This window comes from Micropruina sp., from assembly GCF_047607385.1.
Taxonomy (GTDB): domain Bacteria; phylum Actinomycetota; class Actinomycetes; order Propionibacteriales; family Propionibacteriaceae; genus Micropruina.
In genome coordinates this window covers 1-21,591 of the sequence record NZ_JASGDE010000005.1, presented here as the reverse complement: position 1 = coordinate 21,591, position 21,591 = coordinate 1, and the positions used below count along the sequence as shown (strand labels likewise).

The following is a 21,591-nucleotide window of genomic DNA, read 5'->3' as shown; positions in this document are numbered from 1 at the left end:
CGATCCCCTCGATGTAACGTTCGGGGGACAGAGGACGTGAGCGACGAGCAGGAGAGAGCAGGATGGCGGAACCGTCGGTGGCATCGGCCGGCACGAAGACAGCACGCATCGTGTGGGACACTGCTGACAAGTTCCTGCGTAACATCGTCGACGAAGAAGACTACGGAGACTACATCCTGCCGTTCACTGTCCTTCGTCGCCTCGAGTGCATGCTCTCCGGTACTAAAGAGAAAGTAGTCAAGTATGTAAACGCGTTCAGCGGGCTGCCCTCGCACTTGATTGACATCGCAGTTAAGGACCGGTTCGGCCTGAGCTTCTACAACCTCTCGCCTCTCGACCTCGCCACCATCGCGTCGGTCGACGACAACGTGGACATGTCCCTCAAGAGCTACATCGACGGGTTCTCGAACAACATTGCCGACATCTGGGTCTCGTTCGACTTCAACCGGCGCGCGAAGGTACTCGCCGATGCGAACCGGCTGCACGCCGTCGTCAAGCACTTCTCTACGCTCGACCTCAGCCCGAAGAGCCTTGGCAACACCGGTATGGGCGACGTCTTTGAGGACGTCATGTACCGGGCCTTCAACAAGAAGGGCAAGGCGGCCGGCAACTTCTACACCCCGAGAGACGCGATCCGTCTCATGGTCGATGTGCTGATTAGTAACGACGACGACACCATTGCCTCCGACCACGCCGCTCGCTCGGTCTACGACCCGACCGCCGGCTCCGGCGGCATGCTGCTGATCGCCCAGGAGGCCCTGAAGCGAACCAACGAGAAGGTCGACGTCACTCTCTACGGCCAGGAACTCATGCCGTCTGCGTTCGCCCTCGGCAAGGCGGATTTGCTCATCCAGGGTGGCCGACCCGACGCGATCAAGAAGGGCAACACCCTTGTCGAGGACCTCTACGAGGGGCAAACCTTCGACTACGTGCTCTCGAATCCTCCGTTCGGGATCGACTGGGAGGTCGAGGAGGAGTCGGTCCGGAAGCAAGCCAAGACCGAGGGGTCTCGGTTCAGCCACGGCCTTCCCAGCACTTCCGACGGCCAAATGCTCTTCCTGGCGCACTGCGCGTCGAAGCTCAGCCGGGCCGGAAAGAACGGCCAGGGCGGTCGAGCCGCTGTGGTCTCGAACCAATCGCCTCTGTTCAACAGCGACAACGGGCCGAACTCGATCCGCCAATGGCTGCTCGAAGAGGATCTCATCGACGCGATCATCGCCCTCCCCACGAGCATGTTCTACGGTACCGGCATCGCGACCTACGTCTGGATCCTCGACGCAAACAAGGACCTGGAGCGGAAGCACAAGATTCAGCTCATCGACGGCTCCGACCAGTGGGACTCGCTGCGCAAGCCCATGGGAGACAAGCGCCGTGAGGTGGGCAAGGAGCACCGGGCCAAGTTGCTGGAGGCCTATAAGGCTTTCGAGTACGCCGATCCCGCGATCTCGCGCGTGTTGACGCCCGAGGACTTCATGTTCCGCGACGTGCCCGTCCACAAGCGAGCGCGTTTCGTGACACGTTTCAGCGACGAAGCGGTCGAGGCTGTCCGCGGCCGTAGAGACTTCGCCGATGGGCATGAGGCAGTCATGCGCTACCTCGACGGCACGGCCTGGAACGACCTGCCGAAGGCGTTTGCTCTCGCAGCCAAGGCTTCCGGGTTGAAGGCACCCCTGGGGCTGATCGACGCGGTCATGAAGGCGATGGCCGCACCGGATGACGCCGCGCCGTTCGCCGTCGACCGGAAGGGTAAGTCCATGATCGTGCCGGGCTGGAAGCTGATGGAGCGCGTGGCCCTGAGCGAAGACCTGGATGAACACATGGAGCGCGAGGTGCTGCCGTACGCGTCCGATGCGCAGTGGGACGAGAGTAAGGCCAAGCGCGGCACTGATATCCCGTTCACCAGGATCTTTTACGTGCCGGAAGAACCTCGCGCACTTTCCGAGATTGACTCTGACGTCGAGCGTCTCATGGGTGAACTGTCGGACGCGTTCAAGGTTGTGAGGCAAGATTGAACAACATGATCGCGCCGTTGGTACCGCTGAAGTTTGTCGGTCAGTTCGTGAGTGGCGGCACGCCATCCGCGGATAGTGCGAACTGGGATGGCGATCTACCCTTCGTGACTCCGCCCGATCTCAACGGCCTCGACGGCGCGCAGATCTCAGTCTGGGAGCGGTCGTTGACGGGGCGGGGTGCTGGCGAATCCTCGGTGGTGACCAACGCCGTGTTGCTTTCATGCCGTGCACCGATTGGCCATATCGGTGTCACTTCGCGGGAGATCGCCTTCAATCAGGGGTGCAAGGCAGTGATCCCTGAGGACCCCGTTGACCTTCGTTTCCTTGCGTATAGTCTCGTAAGTATTCGGAGGGCCCTTGAGACGGCCGGTCGAGGAACAACCTTCACAGAGCTCTCGACCACCGAGCTGTCATCCTTGGTCGTGCCGTGGCCAGACTCAGCTACGAGAAGTCGCAGCGCGGACTACCTCGATCGCGAGACCAGAGAGATCGACGTGGTTCTTGAGAACCTGAGAGGCCTCAGCGATGTGCTTCGTGACCGAGCTCGAGTCGTCCAGACCAGGTCTGTGTTCGGCCTTGCCATTGGACAGCGCCACAGTGCGACCGATGCTCACTCACCGCTGTCCGGGATTCCCGACCACTGGGATCGCACGAAGTTCGGTTACGACTTCACCGAGAGCACCGAGCGGAACGGCGATGACCCGCCCGGTCCGCTGCTCTCGATCTCCGAGTACCGGGGCGTGGAACTGAACACCCGCACCGAGGGCCAGCAGGCGTCGCTCGATATCTCGAAGTACCGGGTGGTGCGGCCGGGTCAGCTCGCGGCCAACATGATGTGGCTCAACCACGGCGGTCTCGGCGTCTCGTCTCTTACCGGGCACATCAGCCCGGACTACAAGGCGTTCTGGATCTCGGACCGATTCGAGCCCCGCTACGTCCACCATCTCTTCCGGAGCTCGCGGTACATCGACTATTTCGCCGCGATCGCGACCGGGGTCCGTCCGAACGCCCAGCGCGTGACGAAGACAGTGCTGGATGCGACCCCGGTCCCGCTGCCGCCCCTCGATGAGCAGATCAGGATTGCAGACGAGCTCGACGAGGCGACCGTCAGAGTCGATGCGATGCTCGCGAAGGTCGCCGACCTCAAGGCCCTGCTCATCGAGCGCCGCGCCGCGCTCATCACCGAAGTCGTGACCGGACAAAAGGAAGTCTCATGAGCCACGCGCAGCTGATGGAGCGCGAGTTTGAGGAGAGCCTCTGCTCGGAGCTGGCCGACCGCGGCTGGCTGTACGAAGACGACGGAAAGCCGACCGGCTGGGACGTGGATCTCGCGATCGCGCCGGCCGACGTGCTGCACTGGCTGGCCACGCAGTATCCGGACGAGTACGAGAAGGCGGTCCCTGAGGACATAGTCGGCCAGCAGCAGGCTGCCGCCGAGCGGAAGCTCCTTGGGCACATCACCAATGAGCTCGCCAAAGTGACGCGGATGGACCCGACGACCGGGCATCCGGTCGGGGGCCTGCTCGGCGTGCTGCGCAAGGGCTTCTCCTACGCCCAGATCGGCCGTCCCACCGCGAAGTTCGGCCCGATGATGGCCTTCCCGCCGGCAAACCCGAACCTCACGGAGGTCGTCGAGGCGGCGGCTTCGGTGCGGCTGCGGATCCTGCGCCAGGTGCGCTTCGACACGAAGACCAACGAGAGCATCGACGTGGTGCTGCTCGCCAACGGCCTGCCGGTCGTCACGCTGGAACTCAAGACGGACAACACGCAGACGGTCAACCACGCGATCCGCCAGTACAAAGAGGACCGCAAACCGTGCAGGAGCCGGGCTCTCCTCGCGCCGGGACGTGCCCTCGTGCACTTCGCGGTCTCCAACGACCTCGTATACATGACGACCAAGCTGCAGGGCGGCGACACGGTATTCCTGCCCTTCAACCAGGGCAACGACGGCCACGAGGGCAACCCGCCTTCGAGTACGGGCTCGTCGACGAACTACCTGTGGCGCGAGATCCTCGCGCGCCCGACCTTCATGCGCATCCTCAAGGACTTTGCGCTGTTCGAGCCGGGCAAGTCCGGCAAGAAGGACGAGGGCCGGCTGGTATTCCCGCGCTTCCACCAACTTCGCGCCGTCGAGCGCGTCGTCGCCGACATCGAGGCCAGCGGGCCCGGCAAGCGGTACCTGGTCTGGCACTCCGCTGGCTCGGGCAAGACGAAGACGATCGCATGGCTCAGTCACCGCCTGATTCGCCACATGAGCGCTGACTCCAAGTCCACGTTCGACTCGGTCATCGTCGTGACCGACCGCACCGTCCTGGACGAGAACATCCGCGACGACATGAATCTGGTGCAGTCCAGCAAGGGCCTCGTCGTGGCCGTCGGCGAGAAGTCCGGCGCGAAATCGCCGCAGCTGAAGAAGGCTCTCCTCGAAGGCGACCACATCATCACCTGCACCCTGCAAACCTTCCCGGAGGTCATGAAGCTCATCGAGGACACCCAGGAACTGCGCGGCCGACGCTGGGCGGTCGTCGCCGACGAGGCGCACTCATCGCAGTCAGGCTCGGCGGCCAAGCAACTCAAGGAACTGCTTGTCGATGTCGAGATCGATCCCGACGAGGAGATCAGCGCCGACGACCTGATGGCGGCCAAGGACTCGGCCATCGCGGCCTCGGCGAACATTACCTTTGTGGCCCTGACCGCGACGCCGAAGGGGAAGACGCTGCGGCTGTTCGGCACCCAGGTCGGGGACCGCTGGGAGGCCTTCGACACGTACACGATGGCGCAGGCGATCGAGGAGGGCTTTATCCTCGATGTCCTGTCCAACTACTCGACCTACGACATGTTCCTCCGGGTCAAGAACACCCTCGACGGCGAGGAATCGGAGAGCGAGGTTCAGGTCAACACCGGCGAGGCGGTCTCCAGCATCGTCCGCTATGCGAGGCTCCACCCGACGGCGATCGCGCAGAAGGTCCGGGTCGTCGTCGAGCATTTTCGGCGGAACGTGCAGCCGCTCCTCGGTGGCCAGGCCCGCGCCATGGTCGTGACGAGCTCGCGGATGGAGGCGCTGAACTGGTCCCGGAAGATGGACGCATACATCGCCGAGAAGGGCTACGACCTGCACACGCTCGCTGCCTTCTCGGGCTCGCTCACCGACGAGGACGGCGACAGCGTCACCGAGGTCTCGGTGAACGGTGTGAGCGACGTTGGCCGGGCGTTCCGTGGTGAGGGCATCTACCGCGTCCTCATCGTCGCGAACAAGTTCCAGACTGGTTTCGACGAGCCGCGGCTCATGGCCATGTATGTCGACAAGAAGCTGTCTGGCGTCGCCACGGTGCAGACCCTCTCTCGACTGAACCGGATCTACCCTGGCAAGACCGCGCCGATGGTCGTTGACTTCCGTAACACCCCGGCGGGTGTCCAGGACGACTTCAAGCTCTATTACTCCGACGCTCACATCGACGGCGACGTCGATCCGAACGCGCTGATCACAGTCGGGGAGCGCCTCGACACATCAGGGCTCTACTCGCATCAGGAGATGGATGCCGTCGCCAACGCGTTCCTCAACGAATACGGTGGAGAGGCGATCGCCAAGACGCTGTCCCCGATCAAGAACCGCTGGACCGGTCAGTGGCGGCAGGCCGTGCTGGCCAAGGACAAGACGCGGAAGGACTCCCTGGATTCGTTCCGCGCGGATGTGCTCGCCTATCGCAACGCCTGGCAGTTTCTGAGCCAGATCGTCGACTACCAGGATCCGGAGCTGCACCGCCGCGCGATCCTGGCCACGCTGCTGGGCCGCAACCTCCACACCGATGGAAATGACTACGATGACAGTTTCCTGGAAGGCGTGCAGCTCTCGGGCGTCAAGCTCGTGCCGTCCGCCATCAACGAGGACCATTCGCTGAGCGAGGGAAACGGCGAGGGGATCAGGCTTCCGGCCTTCGACGGCGAGCACAGGGGCAGCGCCGCTCCTAAGCGCGGCCCGCTCGACGAGGCGATCGAAAAGGTGAACGAGATGTTCAAGGCGAAGGGCGTCGACGTGAGCCCTGAGAGCGTCTCGGGGTTCATCACGACGTTCTGGGGCTTCCTCGATGCGAATGAGGAGGCGGTGGCGATGGCGAGGAACAACACGGTCGCGCAACTCAAGGCTTCCGACGGGTTTGGGAGTGCCGTAGGGGTCGCGGTTCTGAGAACCTGCCAGGAGTCACAAGAGATTCAAACTCACATGACCGACCTGTCCTTTCTCAAGGAGATCGTCGAGATCAGTGCCGACGCCATGCACGCGCAGTACCAGCCTGTGGTTTCGCCTAGCGCTGTCTAGGGAATCTACCTCACGAGCGCCGGGGGTGAGTCGGCCGAACCATCCGGCTCGTGGGATATCGACGGTGGGGTTGCAGGCGGCGTTCGACGAGGACACTGATGCGCTCAGGCGGATGATTGCCCGGGTGGAAGCCCGCGGTGGATCTCGGCGGTGACCCTTACCGGGTCGCGGCCCGCAGGGATGGGTGCTCAAGATGAAGTACTGTTCCGAATGGCATCAGACAAGGATGACTAGCGGTGCCAGGTCCCGAGATGAGAGCCAGCTTGCGGTAGTCTGCGCCTATGGAAGTTGGTGAATCTGAACGAACGCTTCAGGCTAAAATGACCTCCCGGGCGCTGGGCTGTCCGCCAACGATGAAGGCAAGATGCGACACCGTTCCAGTCGAGCCCGGCGTGGTTTGGGCTCACGGAACGTGCACGGATCAGGTCGTGACGTCATGAGTTACGGCTTCCGGCTCTATGCGGCTACCCATGTCCGCGAAACCGGACGAACCGCTCAACCTTGGGTCAGCGAACACTTCGACTTCGGGAAGCACCTAGAGAAGGCTGCCAATGAGTTGATCCAGTCTCCGACTGTTACCGGCACGTGGCCGGACCCGCACCCGGCCTACTTGAATCTTCGGGACGTCTCAACCCTTGAGGGGCCGATGTTCGCGCATATGGCTCCCGGTAACGTGGTGGGTCGGGTGGATCGGGTAGAGAAGAGTAATGACCACAGAGTCACGATTACGGCCTGTGTTGGCCGCGTCGGAACTCATGACCGCGCCCTTGGGGGCCGGGATGATCCCCTCCTAGACAAGGCCGCAGCGCGGCTCCATCGAGCAACCCTAGTGTTTCCCCGAGAGGGCTCAGGTCGGGGCCTGATGGCCATCGAAACCGTGGGGCGCTCAACGCCGGTCGGGGAGATTGCGACCCTGATCTCGCTCGGTAGCCGATACCGTTCGTTCGCTACGAAGAAGACTTGGCATCGCTTGATCTTGAATCAGGTTACGGATGGCGAGTTCCTTCGGGAGGTCCTTGCCGGGCAGGAAGCTTCGGTGGTGTTGACTCGCAGGAGCACGGATGGCGCTGGTGACCGGGTGCGTCAAGACATGCGTCTGGAGGCCAAGGTGCATCCGAAGCAACTGGGCGGCCTGGCGGAGTGGCTGGGCCTAGACGTACCTCAGCGCATGGCGGCCGGCCTACGGGGCATGATCCAGATCGTTGACGCCGAAGAGGTCCTGGCGGAGGTAGGGTTCGACGACGGCTTCGTCAAGGTGGGCAACGGGGACACTGCTACGAAGGTTCGCCTGGGAGACATCCTGGACCGGTTCACGTACCCGATCACGGAAGATGTCAGACCTACCGACGATGCTTGGGACCAGGCGGTCCGGGAGCGTATGAAGATCGTCGACCCTGATCTAGCCTGGGACTGATCGCACCTGGACCTCGTTGGAAGGAGTGCATCATGGCCCGACTCAATCCCGTACCACTCGTCCGCGGTCACGTCCGGGGTCTATCGTCAAGAACCTACGAGAAGGGCGAGCTGGTCTCCTTCAGGCCTGACTGGGCCGCACGCGCTGCGAGCCTGCTCGTTCCGGCGGCGACTTGGTGCTTGATCGCGAACGCTCGCCCGACATACAGCGAGAATCTGTTCAACCTGCTCGGCATAGCACTCGCCTGGGCCGCGCTGGCGTCGGCCGGGCTCCTGTCCACCTTCACCCTTCTGGCGGGCTGGCGAGGTAGGTTAGCGGAGGCAATCTTGCTGAAGGAGCGCTGGTCTCGCGAGGCGCCTCTGAGAGCGCTGGTCGATGAGGCGGTCGCGCACTCGATGCTGGGCGTGGTTGAGTCGCTCAGTGTTGCGGTCTTGGCCGGTCTTGCCTGCATAGTGGCCGTCCCCTGGCAAGGGCTTCTTTGGGCGGTCACCGCAGCTGTCGTTGCGCACACGGTCTTCCTCTTCGGACTGATTGCCACCCGGCTCTACTCCGCCTACGTGCAGGCCGAGGACGTGCCGCCGGAAGTAGATGGATTTGATAGGTCGTCGATTACTGTCGCTGATAAGGCATGAGGCAAGTCTCGGTCGCAATCAGCCTGCACCGGCTCCAAACGCAGCCCGCCGTCGACTAGCAGCCGGATCCTGAACGCTCTGGGGTGCCACAAGTCGGGTCCGACAGTGCATCAGCAGGCCAGAGCCTTGGCTTGCGTGCGATCGCTACAGTACGGAGCACCCCAGGAAGACACGCGAGAAGAACCCCCCAATGTCAACCGTCGCTTGGCTCGACACGTCCGCGGACGAACAGCGTCGCGTCCGTGACCTGATCGCGCTCTTCGAAGAGACCGAGAGTCGCGACGAGCTTGGCGTTGGTCAGATCCGTGACGTGCTCAGCGATGCGCTGTTCCCGGGCACCTCGGTGTTGCAGACCCGCGCCAGGTACTTCTTGCTCGTGCCGTGGGCCTACCAGTACGCGGCGTCCAAGCGCTCTGGCCGAGATCTCAACGCGCGCGCACGGCTCGTCGAACGCCAACTCGTCGAGGTGCTGCGCAGGGGCGACGATGAGGGCGTGATCGGGCGTGTGGTCGGTCACGGTGTGAAGACCTTGCCGTCGACCATGTTCTGGTCGGGGTTGCGACGGTTTGGGATTCTGGCCCAGGACAAGAGCCCAGATCAGCTCACCGGAACTCCCACCAGGCTGGGTGACGGTGTCGACGAACTGGTCGATCGACAGATCGGCGAGTGGCATCCGACGGTGCCGCGGTGGCCGGATGGGTTCCCGAACGTCCTTGACGGTGGCCTCGACCTCGCTCAACCCGAAGCCGAGTGGCTCAGGGACCGCATCGTCGACGCGTGTCCGGGAAGCTTGCTGGCGCACCTGGTCGCTGCGGATCGTCCTCCGAGCCCCAGCGCCGGCACCCCGTGGGAAGACCCCGCTTGTCTCGCGGCACCCGAGCGATCGGTGCAACAGCTTCGCCTCGCCCACGGCTTCTCGCTGATCATGAACGGGGCGGCCCTGCTGTACAACGTGCTGGTCGCCGAACGCTACGAAAAGGCGGAACTCACCCGCATCACGGCTCCCACCCAGGACCGTGCCGACGCCTACGAGAAGTGGCTCGACACGGTGGAGCGTGACCAGCAACTGCTCCACGACTGGGATCTGGATGCGCTGTGGGCCCTCGTGGACGACTCCGGTAGCCGGGTGACCTCCAGGACACGGCTGTTCGTCAACGCCTGGACGTGCGCCGTCCGCGAGGGCGCAGCGGCCGATGCCCTCACCGATCCCACCCACAGTCTCCGGATTCTGATCGCCAACCGGGAGCAGTCCATCAAGCGTGGACAGTCGCGCCTGACCAACGCCAGGCTCCTGGCGTCCTGGGGTGGGGCGTCCGGCACCCGGCCACTGACCTTCCGCTGGCTCCAAGTGCGTCGCATCGTCACCGACATCCACGAGGGCCTGAGCCGTGCTTGAGCCCGACAGCAGGGTGGTCCTGCTCGACCAACTGCGCCCACCACCCGGCTACCGGTTGCAGGCCGCCGTCGCGACCACCTTCACCCTCGATCTCACGACGGCTGTTGTGCCACCGCTGGCGTTCGCGTCCTTCGAGATGCGGGACACGGCCGACCCCGTCGCGGCCCTCGAGGCGATCCGTTCCTGCACCGACCGGGTCGACATCTTCTGCCAGGCCGGGCAACTCACCGTTCCGCGTCGGCACTCCGATCTGATGGCCTATCTGGAACCGATGGTGCACCCGGTGCGCCGGCCACGTCCGAGCTCCCTGTTCCACCCCAAGGTCTGGTTCCTGCACTACCGGGCGGACGATCAACCGGAACGCTTCCGCTTGCTGTGCTCGACCCGCAACCTGACCGACTCCCAGGCGTGGGACGCCGTCGTCAGCCTCGACGGTGTCGCACGACCGCACACTGACCCGTCCAACGAGCCGCTGGCGAAACTCATCGAAGCCCTGCCTCGACTCGCGGTGGCGCCATTGGCGCCCGACCGCGCTGCCAGAGTCGCCGAGCTCGCGGACGCCGCACGCCGAGTGGACTGGGAACGGCCCGAGCATGTGACGTCCCTCGCCTTTCATCTGTGGGGAGTGCCGCGCGTGACGCCGGCGGCGCCCGATTTCTCCGGCTACCGACATCTGATCGTCTCGCCGTTCTGCAACGCCGACGGAATCGCGCAACTCACCCGGAAGGCGCGCGGCAGTATCACGGTGGTGTCGCGCGCTGAGACGTTCGACGCTCTCGGCAGTGAGCCATTCGCCGGATGCCAGACCTTCATCCTCGACCCGCTCGCATCCTTGTCCGCACCCGCAGGGGACCCGGACGACGCCGACAACCCTGCCGACGACGATGCGGACGCGACCAGCCCGGATCCGCTGTCCGGACTGCACGCCAAGATCACCGTCGTTGAACGCGACAAGAAGGCACATGTGTTCATCGGCTCCGCCAACGCGACCAGTGCCGCCTTCGGGAGCAACGTCGAGTTCGCGATCGAACTGACCGGCGGCCACAGCAAGCTCGGCGTGGGCACCTACCTCGGCCCGGATGCGCCGTTCGCCAGGATGCTGCAGCCCTACCAGCCAGCAGAGCCGGCGCCAGTCGATCCCGAAGACGAGCGGCTACGGGCGCTACTCAACAGTCTGCGGGCACTCGCCGAGATCGAGTTCACCCTGACCGTGCAGTCGTCGACCCAGGGTGGCCTGCACGACCTGCAGCTCGCCAGCGGCACCGAACTCGCACCACGGCCGGGCCACGAGCTGAAGGCTGAACTGCTCACCCTGCCGGGGCAGGCGGTCGACCTTACCGGCGGCTCGCTCGCCGCCGGTACGTTCCGAGATGTCGTGGTTCCGAACATCACTCCGTTCGTCGCGCTCCATCTGACCGACCCCGGCAGTTCGCCGGGCGAACGGCCGCTTGCCGTGTCGTCGGTCGTGCACGCCCGGCTGATCAACGACCCGCCGACCCGGCTGGACGAGGTGCTCGCGCGACAGGTCGACACCCCGGAGAAGTTCCTGCGATTCGTCGCCCTGCTTCTGGGCTTGGGCGGCGATGCCAACCCCGTCCTGCCCGCCTCCATCGCCGAGAAGGGCGCCACCTGGGCGAGCGCCGGGGCAGCCGGCATCTTCGAGGTCATCATCAACGCCCTGGCGTCCAACCCCGACGCGCTGCGCGACTTGGCGCGCCTGGTCGAACGACTCGAGTCGACCGAGGTCGGACGTCGAGTGCTTCCCGACGGCTTCCAGGCGTTGTGGCAGCCTGTTCGGGCCGCCCTCGATGCGATGGGGGAGACGCGATGACGCCGTTCACCGCTGCGCACGTCATGGAGGCGCTCACTCCGTTCCAGCGCGACACGGTCGAGCACGTCGTCGACCGCTTCTACCGCGACGGCGCCAGTCGGTTCCTGGTTGCCGACGAGACCGGACTGGGCAAAACGATCGTGGCGCGAGGCGTCATCGCCCGAGCCATCGAGGAACTCCAACACGACGATTCCGTCGACAGGATCGACATCGTCTACGTCTGCTCGAACGCGGATCTGGCAGCACAGAATCTCGGCAAGCTCAACGTCACCGGGGACACGCATCACGCGTTTGCCAGTCGATTGACGCTGCTGGCCAAGCACTCGCGGCACCTCCGGCCGGCGAATGGTGGCGGCTTCACCAAGCCGGTCAACCTGATCTCGTTCACCCCCGGCACCTCGTTCGAGAAGGGTTGGCGCTCCGGGAAGGCCGAAGAGCGAGCGATGCTCTACCTGTTGCTGGAGGATGTCCTCGACCTTCGTAATCGGCGCCGAGGGAAGGCTGCGTCCGCGATTCTCAAGGGCAGTGTCAGCACGCCGGCGAGGTTCCGAGAGCGGGTCCAGGAGCTACGGCGGGAACTGCGTGGCGACATCGACGAGACCGTTCGTTCCGCGTTTCTGGCCGCGGTCGGTTCCCGTGCCGATAGATCCTCTCTTCTTGGCAGATTCGAGACGTTGATCGGCGATGTACTGAGACATCGGGTGGTGCGAAAGGGCAACGCCGAAGACGTGCGATCCCTCATCGACGACCTTCGGACGACGCTGGCGCGCGAGAGCGTCGATTTGCTCCAACCGGACCTGGTGATCTTGGACGAGTTCCAACGCTTCCGCCACTTGCTTGATCGTGGGACCGTGGCCGGGGAACTTGCTCACTACCTTTACGACCACGGCGCCGGCCGATCGGGGGAGCGCGACGGCCGTCCGATCGCCAAGACGCTGCTGCTGTCGGCGACTCCGTACAAGCCGTTCACCTACGCGGAAGAGGACGAGGACCACCACAAGGACTTCCTGGAAATCGTCCGCTGGCTGTCCACCTGGGGCGACGAACAACTCGCCGACGATGTTGCTGCCGGCTTGGCGCGCTACCGCAGCGGCGTGATCGCGGGACAGCCGGTGGGGCCTGTGGCAGCTCAGATCAGAGCCGCCCTGCTGCGGGTGATGACCCGGACCGAACGGCCCCGATCGGTCGCCGGTTCGATGTCGGTCGAGCACAGCGTGGCGCTGACCGGGCTCACCCCGGGGACACTCGCCGGCTTCGTCGCACTCAAGCGCCTCGCCACCATGCTCGACGCGCCCATGAGCATCGAGTACTGGAAGTCGGCGCCCTACTTCGTCAACTTCATGGACGGCTACAAGATCGGCGACAAGGTGCGGGACGCGGTCAAGGCCAACGACTGCTCACCCGAGCTTCACGAACTGCTTCGAAGGACGGACAGCCTCGACTTGGGCGGCATGGAACGCCTGGAGCCGCTGGCGGAAGGGATCGGTAGCGATCGGCTGCGTTGGCTGGTTGAACAGACGATCGGTGAGGGCTGGTGGAAGCTGCTCTGGCTGCCCCCGACGTTGCCGTACTTGGTGCCCGACGGGCCGTACGCGGAGTTCGGTGGCCCGCGGGGGAAGGCGATCACCAAGCGACTCGTGTTCTCGTCCTGGACGGCCACGCCGACAGCCATCGCCACGCTGCTGAGCTATCAAGCCGACCGGTGTGCGGCCGGCCCGGACTGGACGGGAAGCTCGCCTGAGGAGCGTCGTACGGAGTGGAACAATCGACGAAAGTGGCTGGCCTACGGCATGGACAGCACGAACACGACGCGCCCGGCCAGGATGGCCACGCTGGCACTGTTCTGGCCCATGCCCGGGCTTGCCGAACTCGCCGATCCGCTGAGCCACCGCCGGCGAGCATCGACGCCCGTTGATGCGCAGGAGCTGATTCGCGCGGTCGCTGACCAGTTGCACAGTCCCGATCCCGCGGATCCGGATGCGAAGGAGGCGTCGCATTGGTGGGAGGCATTTGCTCGCGACGACTCGCTGCCGCCGCCGCTGCGTAATGACGCGTCACGGGTCGATCTGATCGTTGCCGCGCTGCGCGGACAAAGTGATGAGGAGGTGGAGGACGAGCAACCCTCCGCGGAGCATGACAACGTGCTCGCCCGGCATGTGGCGTTGGCTCTGGAGTGCGTCGAGACTCCCCAGGATCGACACGTCAGCGATGCCGTCCGGACTCAGCTGGCTGAGGTTGCCGCGCACTCACCCGCCAACATCGCCTATCGGGCACTGGGCCGGATCAGCCATGGCCACCAGCGGGTCACCGACAAGGGACTCTGGCTCGCCGCAGCACAGTTGGCGTCCTCGTTGCGCACACTCTTCGCGCGCCCCGAGACCACCCTGCTGCTCAGCCAGCTGATGCCCGACCAGGCCTACTGGCGCTCCGTGCTGCAGTACTGCGCGGCCGGCAATCTACAGGCCGTTCTGGACGAGTACCTGCACCATCTGTTGGTTGCCCAGGGCAAGCCGACGTTGGACGACAAGCGACTTCTCGGGATCGCCGACATGGCCGGCTCGGCCATTGCGCTACGCCCCGCGAACTACGAGGTGTTCGATCCGCAACGGCCGCGGGAGCGCGTCAAGCTGTCCGCCCAGTTCGCCCTGCGCTATGGGGGACGTCGGGTCGAACAGGAGAACGTCCGCCTGCCGCACGTCAGGCAAGCGTTCAACAGCCCGTTCCGGCCGTTCGTGCTGGCCAGCACCAGCGTCGGACAGGAAGGCATCGACTTCCACTGGTGGTGCCACGCGATCCTGCACTGGAACACGCCGGCCAGTCCGATCGACTTCGAGCAGCGCGAGGGGCGCATCGACCGGTACGACGGTCACGCGGTGCGGCTCAACCTGATCGAACGCCACGCCGACGAGATTCTGGCCGCCGATGACGCCGACCCCTGGGATGCGGCCTACCGAATCGCGGCCGCTGCCGCGGATGACGGGCTCGGAGCCTTCGCTCCGCACTGGGTCTACCCCGGCGACGCGAAGATCGAGCGTCACGTCGCCCCGTTCGCGCTCAGCAATGACGAACTGAGGCTCCAGCGGATCAAGAAGGACGTCGCCCTCTACCGGCTGACCTTCGGCCAACCCCGGCAGGAGGACATGCTCGAACTCCTGAAGCAGCGCTACTCGGCGGCCGATCCGTCCGACCTGGACGCGATGCGGCTCGATCTGAGCCCGCCACGACGGTCATGAGGCTCGATGCCGCTGCTCGCGGTGTGACTACATTCGTGGTCTACCATGGTGGGGTGACGACTGTGCCGATCCGTACCGCCAAGGCCCGACTGAGCGAGATCGTCGATCAGGCCATCAAGACCCACGACCAAGTGACCATCACGCGCAACGGCGTCCCGGCCGCGGTGCTGGTCAGCAGCGAGGAATGGGAGGCGCTCCAGGAGACCCTGTTCTGGCTCAGTCAGGGGGCTGAGCGGGACGTTCGTGAGGGAATGGCCGCCTACGACGCGGGGGAGACGCTCAGCGAGGAGCAGGTCCGAAGGCTGATATCAGGCGATGGCCGGTGACATTGCGCGCTGCCAGGATGCTTGGCAACTGACGTGCCATATCGCGTAGAGCTGTCGCCGAGTGCGGCCCGGGACGTGAACCGGATCCCCCCGCGGTATCTGGCGGCGATCATCGAGTTCATCTATGGGCCATTGGCGGAGAACCCGCACCGTCTTGGTGGCGAACTGCGGGGTGAACTCGCGGGGTCGCGAAGTGCGCGGCGAGGCTCCTATCGGGTGCTGTACACGATCGTCGAGGGCGACCGGGTGGTCGTGGTGCATCGTGTTGATCATCGGGCGACGGCGTATCGGCCCCGAGGGTGATGATGGACCATCGGGCACTGTCTGAGGTCATCGGGCTGTGAGACTACGTCCTATACGTCGCACCCGGCGACGCTAGGTGAGGCAGGGCGTCCCTCAAATCGGACGTAGTCCCACGAGCGCTTCGGTGGTGAAGGCCGCTTGTTGGTCCAGCAGTTCTGCATAGCTGGCCGGCACGGTGTCACCTCGGCATGAGAAGCCTTAGGGCGACCGTATGGCACCGAGGCTCTTGAACCGACTCTCCCGGTCGTAGATCGGATCAGCACGCAGGAGACCTGCCATCTCAGCCGCCGCACTCCCAGGGTCTCGGTGACGGCTGGTGAGCCGGACTTCCCGCTGTCGCGAATGTTCGCTGGCTCCATTCGAACTCCTGAACATGAGCACCATTTCTTCGGAGTCTGAGGAGGGAGCGATCCATTCGAGGAAGTAGTGGGATGGGAGTGGGAATCCGGGCGCTTCCAGGTACTGTCGCAGAAGTCGAGTCGTCCGGCGCCCGGGGGTCTCCCAGGATCGGTCGCGGCAGGCACGCTCGACCTCAGCGACGTACTGGTCGTGGGCGAAGTGGATGTCGGGCAAGTCCCAGGGCTTGCCCTCGTGGTCGAGGTTAAGCGGTAGCGGCCCTTCGAATACGCCCACGAAGTCCCGGAAATCGACCCAGGACACGAGTCGCCGATCGAGGGAGGGCAGGATGACCGGAGCGATCACGCCGCAACCCTCGATCCCGCAGGAGCAACGGTAGACGGCGACTCGACGGCCGGCGCCGTCGAGCGGCAGCAGGGGTGATCCGTGGCCGAGGATCGCGTCCGGGTCGAAACCGGCCCACTCCGGCGCGACACCCGTGAACGGATCCTGGCCGTCCACGAGGATCCGCAGGACGGGCCAGTCCGGGTTGCTGAGCGTGTGGAACTCCAGCGATAGCGTCGAGATCCGGTGTGGGTTTCGGGTACTGATCATCGGCGAGACGTTTCGCGGTACGTCCGGACCATCATCGGGCTGGCCGCCAAATGGCCAACTCTGGGCACGATTCTACGCTGCCGAGTGGGCGTTGTGAGCCATCATGCGGCTCCGGCAAGGAGGCTTACCAACGTGGTCAGAAGTTGCCACCGAGACGCTCGACTGGCTGCCCGGTCACCTCGGCGATCAGCTCGAAGTCTTTGTCAACGTGCAAGACGGTGAGTCCAGCAGACTCCGCGGTTGCCGCGATGAGGAGATCCGGAATGCTGACGGCGCGGTGGTAGCCCCGCTGGGCCAGCAGTCCCTGGACTTGGACCGCTCTCGACTCGGCATGATCATCGAGGCCGCGGACAGGCATGAGCCCGATCGGTGGTGTGGTCTGAAACGCGGACCAGTCCGCCGCGTTGACTGCGGAGTATCCGATCTCCAACAACGTGACCGGAGTGATCGAGACCAGCCCTCGCTGTATTCGACTGAGCCACAGCTCGGCATCGGTTGAGCGGGGCAGCCGAGCATGCGCCGACTTGTCGATCAACCAGCCTTGTGTCGGAGCCATCACCTAGTCCCATGCCCCGCGCATGACGTCCTCATCTAGGACGCCCCGGGCGAGCTCCGCCGAGCGTCGCAGGTCATCCATGGTGACCTGGGCGAGCGGGTTCGCGATGGCGTCCAACTGTCGGCGCAGGTAGGCCGTGCGGGACAACCCCTCCTGTGCTGCGGCGCTGTCGATGCGCTGCAGAGTGTCAGCGGACACGTTGCGGATCAGAACGTCGGCCATTGATATCACCCCTCCTCTATATGATAGCGCTCTGACGTGCAGCCCCGAGGAACGCCTCCTTGGAGAAGGCTCGCGCATCGTCGGTTGCGAGCCGGAGCGCCTCGCGGACGGTGCGTCGCTGGTCTCGAGGCTGAAGCGCTCCAACCCCGACCATGCCTTTGCTGCCACTGAACTTTGCAGATTCTCCGACTCAGATTTGCAGATTCTCCGACCCAAACTTGCAGATTTTCGGGACGCGGCGTGCGGGTCCTCGGCTGACTCAGCCCGACCAGATCCCCGGGCCGAGCGGCGGCGGGTAGCGTCGTGGGCACGGATCACCGTGAATCCCGCGACGGAGGAGGACGCATGCCCCACAGCCAACCCGCCCATCGTTCCCGAGGACGCCGCAACCTGGCGGTGATCGGCGCCGGGGTTGCCGCCTGCGCCACGGTCGGCTCGCTGCTGACCGATCCTCAGAGTTCCTGGTATCAGCGGCTGAAGAAGCCGTCCTGGCAGCCGCCGAACGCCGCACTCCCGATCGTCTGGACGTCGCTGTACGCGATCGTGGCGGTGTCCGCCGCGCGGGCCGTCACTCGCCTCGAGACGCAGGGTAGGGACGCCGAGGCGTCCGGTTTCAGGCGCGAGCTGACCAAGAACCTGCTGCTCAACGCCGGTTGGTGCGGGTTGTTCTTCCGCGCGCACAACCTGCCGGTCTCCACCGCCGGGGCGGCCGCGCTGGCGGCTTCATCGGCCAAGCTGGCGCTCCGCGCCGGGTCGGTGAGCAAGGCGTCCGCGCTGGGGCTGGGTGCTTATACCGCCTGGTGTACCTTCGCCACGGCGCTGTCGGCGAAGCTGGCGGCGCTCAACCCCGACGACGAATAGCTGCGGGGACGCCGGTCCGCGTCAAGCTGTCAACAGCCAGACCAAGATACTAACAATCATGATACTATCATTAATGATAGTTAGTGAGGCGTGTGATGTTCATCGGCCGTCGGCAGCAGTTGAGGCAGCTCGATTCATTGCTCCGACGCGTCCGCACCGACGCCGACGGCAAGCCGGGCAAGGCCCTCCTGATCCGGGGACGGCGTCGTGTCGGCAAGTCGCGGCTGGTGGAGGAGTTCATCGATCGGGTCGGGGTTCCCCACCTCTTCTTCGCGGCCTCCGGTCGTCCGCCGCGTGACGAACTGCGACTGTTCGCCGAGGAGGTGGCGGCGTCCGACCTTCCCGGGGCGGGCCTGTTCACCGACCTGGAGTTGCAGTCGTGGGATGCCGCTTTGCGGCTGCTGGCTCAAGCCCTTCCCGTCGACGGCAGCATCGTCGTGCTCGACGAGGTGCCGTATCTCATCGACGCCGACCCGCACTTCGAAGGAACGCTGCAGCGAGCCTTCGACCGGGAACTGTCCAAGCGGCGCGTGCTCCTGATCGGTGTCGGCTCGGACCTGTCGATGATGGAGTCGTTGAACGGCTACGGCCGTCCGTTTCATCAGCGGGCGGCCGAGATGGTCGTGCCGCCGCTCGCGCCCGCCGAGGTCGGATCGATGCTCGGTTTGTCGCCGGCCGACGCCTTCGACGCCTTTCTGGTCACCGGTGGATTGCCGCTGATCTGCGCCGAATGGCCGAGCGGCGCCTCACTGTGGGAGTACCTGACCGCCGCCGTGGAGAATCCGACGTCGGCGCTGCTGGTATCGGCGGAACGCTCGCTGGCGGCCGAGTTCCCTTCCGATGCGCAGGCGCGCCTCGTGCTCGGCGCGGTGGGCAGCGGTGAGCGGACCTTCACCACCATCGGACGGGCGGCCGGCGGGATTCAGGCCACATCGCTGAGTCGGTCGTTGAAGCTCCTGGCGGACAAGCGTGTCGTCGCCGTCGATGAGCCGATCTCGGCCCGGCCGTCCAAGGAGCGGCGATACCGCGCCACCGACCCCTACCTGAGGTTCTGGCTGACCTTCCTCGGCCCGCACCTCGACGAGATCGAACGCGGGCGAGGAGACCGGGTGCTGGCACGGATCCGGAAGTCGTGGACCTCCTGGCGAGGACGCGCCATCGAACCGGTCCTGCGCGAGGCGATCGAGCGGCTCGCACCGCCGGTGATCCGCACGGATGACGATGTACCCGGGGTTGTGGGTGGCTACTGGACCCGCACCAACGACCCCGAGATCGACATCGTCGTCGCCGATCGGGCACCGGTTGCCAGAAAGATCCTTGCGGTGGGGTCGATCAAGTGGCTCGAGAACGCGCTGTTCGACAGTCACGATCTGGCCCGGCTGCAGGCGCATCGGCTGCAACTGCCCGGCGCCGCCGTCGATGTGCCGTTGATCGCCGTGTCCCGTTCGGGTTGCGCGGTCGGCGGGGTCGTCTGTCTCGGGCCGGACGACCTGATCGCATGAAGGTGTTCGTGAGATTACGTCCGATTCCACACCTGCTTCGCCTCAGCGAGGCGGGACGCCTTTCGAATCGGACGTAATCTCCCGGCCCATCGGTGGATCGAGGCCAAGGAACCGCTGCTCAATGCCCTGTCTCGCTGGTCGAGCTTGTCGAGACCCCGCTGGCAACGGGTTTCGACGTAGAGCTCGACCCACGGAAGGTCCGCATTTCCCTCAGTCCTGGCCAGTATCCACAGCTGTTTCCGGCGAAGCTGTGGGATTCTTGAGCCACCCCACCCAGGAGCTCACCGTGGCGACCAGCATTCCTGACCATCCGAGTTTCGTGACCCCGTCCGAGCGCGAGGTTTGGCAGAAACTCCAGCGCCAACTCGGCGACGACTGCCTGCTGCTGGCCAACTACCGGCTCAGTGACCAGCACAAGGACCACGAGGCCGACCTGGTCGCGTTGATGCCCGGCTCGGGCGTCGTGGTGGTCGAGGTGAAGGGCAGCCACGTCTGGGTCGAACCGGACGGACGCTGGATGATCGAGCGCGGCTACGGCGCCGTGACCACCGACCCGGTCGGGCAGGCCCGCGGCGCCCTCTACGCCCTGCGACGCTACGTCGAATCCGACCCGCGCTGGGGCTCCCGGTCCAGGGTCCGCTGGGCTCATCACGTCGTGCTGGCCCGGACGTCCCTCGACGAGGGTTTCGCCACCCCGGAGTGCCCGCGGTGGATGATCTCCGGCACCGACGACCTCGCTGACCTGGGCAGACGGATCTGGGACACCACCTCGCTGCACCGCACCGACGCCCGGATGCCCACCGCCGACGACGTCCAGCTGATCCGCGAGATCCTGACCGGCCGCGAGCTGCCGGCCCGCGACCCGGTGGCGATCGCCGAGGACCGGGCCACCCTCGCCGACCGGCTGACCATGGAGCAGGCCGACCTGTTGCGGGTCACCCGGCTGCTCAACCGGGTCGAGATCCGCGGGGGAGCGGGCAGCGGCAAGACGGTGCTGGCGATGCGGCAGGCGTCCGACCTGGCCAGCGGACGGAGGGGGCAGCGGCAGCGGGTCGCGGTGGTCTGCTACAGCTACGGGCTGGCCCACCACTTGCGCCGCAACCTGCTCACCGGGTCGAGCGCGCGGCGTCCGGCCTTCGTCGGCACCTTCGAGGACCTGGCCCGCAGCTGGGGCATCGAGGTCGCCGGGTCGCGCGACGACTCCGACTACTGGGAGACCCGGCTGCCGCAGCTGATGGCCGAACGCGCCGCCAGTTTGGACGACGCGCAGCGGTTCGACGCCGTCGTCGTCGACGAGGCGCAGGACTTCGCCGACGACTGGTGGACGCCGCTGCTGCGGGCGCTGCGCGACGAGGCCGCCGGCGGCGTCTACGCCTACAGCGACGAACGGCAGCGGGTCTTCCCCCGGTTCGGACGCCCGCCGTTGGCCCTGGTGCCGCTGGTGCTCGACCACAACCTGCGCAACACCCGGCAGATCGCGTCCAGCTTCGTGTCGCTGGCGCCGTCGGCGATGGTGCTGCGCGGCGGCGACGGGCCCGAGGTCGAGTTCGTCCCGGCGACCGTCGACGAGGCCGTCCCCGCCGCCGACGACCAGGTGGACCGGCTGCTCGACGAAGGGTGGCGGCCGCGGGACGTGGCGCTACTCACCGTCGGTCCGCGCCACCCGGTGCAGAAGGAGCGTCAGGAGAGCCTCGGGTTCGCCGACTACTGGGAGGACTTCTGGTCAGGCGAGGACGTGTTCTACGGCCACGTCCTCGGCTTCAAGGGCATGGAACGCCGGGCCGTCGTGCTCTGCCTCAACGAGGACGGCACCCGCGACCGCAGCCGGGAACGGCTCTACGTCGGGCTGTCCCGGGCCACCGACCGACTCGTCGTGGTCGGCGACCCCGCCGTGGTGGAACGGGTCGGTGGACGCGAGGTCGTGGAGCGGCTGACCAGGGTCACGCGAGTCTGAGGGTCTCGACAAGCTCGACCAGCGGTCTCGACAAGCTCGACCAGCGGTCTCGACAAGCTCGACCAGCGGTCTCGACAAGCTCG

The 21,591-nt window shown here is 65.5% G+C and carries 16 protein-coding genes; 13 read left to right on the top strand and 3 right to left on the bottom strand.

Features of this window, described 5'->3' with window-relative positions:
- Positions 1 to 62 precede the first annotated feature (62 nt).
- The 10 genes from QM582_RS00195 to QM582_RS00150 all read left to right on the top strand — a co-directional run bounded on the left by QM582_RS00195 (position 63) and on the right by QM582_RS00150 (position 15,462).
- Positions 63 to 2,012 (top strand): type I restriction-modification system subunit M, encoded by a 1,950-nt coding sequence (locus tag QM582_RS00195; RefSeq protein ID WP_415080676.1) that lies wholly within the window; start codon positions 63 to 65, stop codon positions 2,010 to 2,012.
- A gap of 5 nt (positions 2,013 to 2,017) precedes the next feature.
- Positions 2,018 to 3,229, top strand: a complete 1,212-nt coding sequence (locus tag QM582_RS00190) for a restriction endonuclease subunit S (RefSeq protein WP_415080705.1) — start codon at positions 2,018 to 2,020, stop codon at positions 3,227 to 3,229.
- Positions 3,226 to 6,327 carry a type I restriction endonuclease subunit R gene (locus QM582_RS00185; RefSeq protein ID WP_415080674.1) on the top strand — a complete coding sequence of 1,034 codons (3,102 nt, stop codon included), beginning with the start codon at positions 3,226 to 3,228 and terminating at the stop codon, positions 6,325 to 6,327. The genes QM582_RS00190 and QM582_RS00185 overlap by 4 nt, the downstream gene beginning before the upstream one ends.
- Before the next feature lie 862 nt (positions 6,328 to 7,189).
- Positions 7,190 to 7,741 (top strand): hypothetical protein, encoded by a 552-nt coding sequence (locus QM582_RS00180; RefSeq protein WP_415080673.1) that lies wholly within the window; start codon positions 7,190 to 7,192, stop codon positions 7,739 to 7,741.
- 32 nt (positions 7,742 to 7,773) lie between these two features.
- Positions 7,774 to 8,373: a hypothetical protein gene (locus QM582_RS00175; protein ID WP_415080671.1), complete on the top strand. Its 600-nt coding sequence runs from the start codon at positions 7,774 to 7,776 to the stop codon at positions 8,371 to 8,373.
- A 190-nt stretch (positions 8,374 to 8,563) separates the two neighbouring features.
- Positions 8,564 to 9,769 carry a DUF6361 family protein gene (locus QM582_RS00170; protein ID WP_415080669.1) on the top strand — a complete coding sequence of 402 codons (1,206 nt, stop codon included), beginning with the start codon at positions 8,564 to 8,566 and terminating at the stop codon, positions 9,767 to 9,769.
- 13 nt (positions 9,770 to 9,782) lie between these two features.
- Positions 9,783 to 11,600 (top strand): phospholipase D family protein, encoded by a 1,818-nt coding sequence (locus QM582_RS00165; RefSeq protein ID WP_415080667.1) that lies wholly within the window; start codon positions 9,783 to 9,785, stop codon positions 11,598 to 11,600.
- Entirely contained in the window at positions 11,597 to 14,833 is a 3,237-nt protein-coding gene (locus QM582_RS00160) for a hypothetical protein (protein ID WP_415080665.1), read from the top strand. Before QM582_RS00165 ends, QM582_RS00160 begins: the two co-directional genes overlap by 4 nt.
- A 53-nt stretch (positions 14,834 to 14,886) precedes the next feature.
- The gene (locus QM582_RS00155) at positions 14,887 to 15,159 is read left to right on the top strand and encodes a type II toxin-antitoxin system Phd/YefM family antitoxin (protein ID WP_415080664.1); all 273 of its coding nucleotides are present in this window, start codon (positions 14,887 to 14,889) and stop codon (positions 15,157 to 15,159) included.
- A 33-nt stretch (positions 15,160 to 15,192) separates the two neighbouring features.
- Positions 15,193 to 15,462, top strand: a complete 270-nt coding sequence (locus tag QM582_RS00150; protein ID WP_415080703.1) for a type II toxin-antitoxin system RelE family toxin — start codon at positions 15,193 to 15,195, stop codon at positions 15,460 to 15,462.
- Positions 15,463 to 15,660: 198 nt separating this feature from the next.
- On the opposite strand, the gene QM582_RS00145 is transcribed toward QM582_RS00150, so the two are convergent.
- The 3 genes from QM582_RS00145 to QM582_RS00135 form a co-directional block, all read right to left on the bottom strand.
- Entirely contained in the window at positions 15,661 to 16,413 is a 753-nt protein-coding gene (locus QM582_RS00145) for a hypothetical protein (protein WP_415080662.1), read from the bottom strand.
- A 136-nt stretch (positions 16,414 to 16,549) separates the two neighbouring features.
- Positions 16,550 to 16,969 (bottom strand): PIN domain nuclease, encoded by a 420-nt coding sequence (locus QM582_RS00140; protein ID WP_415080661.1) that lies wholly within the window; start codon positions 16,967 to 16,969, stop codon positions 16,550 to 16,552.
- A gap of 3 nt (positions 16,970 to 16,972) precedes the next feature.
- Entirely contained in the window at positions 16,973 to 17,191 is a 219-nt protein-coding gene (locus QM582_RS00135) for an antitoxin (RefSeq protein ID WP_415080659.1), read from the bottom strand.
- 345 nt (positions 17,192 to 17,536) lie between these two features.
- On the opposite strand from QM582_RS00135, the gene QM582_RS00130 reads away from it, so the two are divergent.
- From QM582_RS00130 to QM582_RS00120, 3 genes are all read left to right on the top strand, one after another.
- The gene (locus QM582_RS00130) at positions 17,537 to 18,052 is read left to right on the top strand and encodes a TspO/MBR family protein (RefSeq protein ID WP_415080657.1); all 516 of its coding nucleotides are present in this window, start codon (positions 17,537 to 17,539) and stop codon (positions 18,050 to 18,052) included.
- Between the two features lie 227 nt (positions 18,053 to 18,279).
- The gene (locus tag QM582_RS00125) at positions 18,280 to 19,554 is read left to right on the top strand and encodes an ATP-binding protein (RefSeq protein ID WP_415080655.1); all 1,275 of its coding nucleotides are present in this window, start codon (positions 18,280 to 18,282) and stop codon (positions 19,552 to 19,554) included.
- Between the two features lie 259 nt (positions 19,555 to 19,813).
- The gene (locus QM582_RS00120) at positions 19,814 to 21,508 is read left to right on the top strand and encodes an NERD domain-containing protein (RefSeq protein ID WP_415080653.1); all 1,695 of its coding nucleotides are present in this window, start codon (positions 19,814 to 19,816) and stop codon (positions 21,506 to 21,508) included.
- Positions 21,509 to 21,591 lie beyond the last annotated feature (83 nt).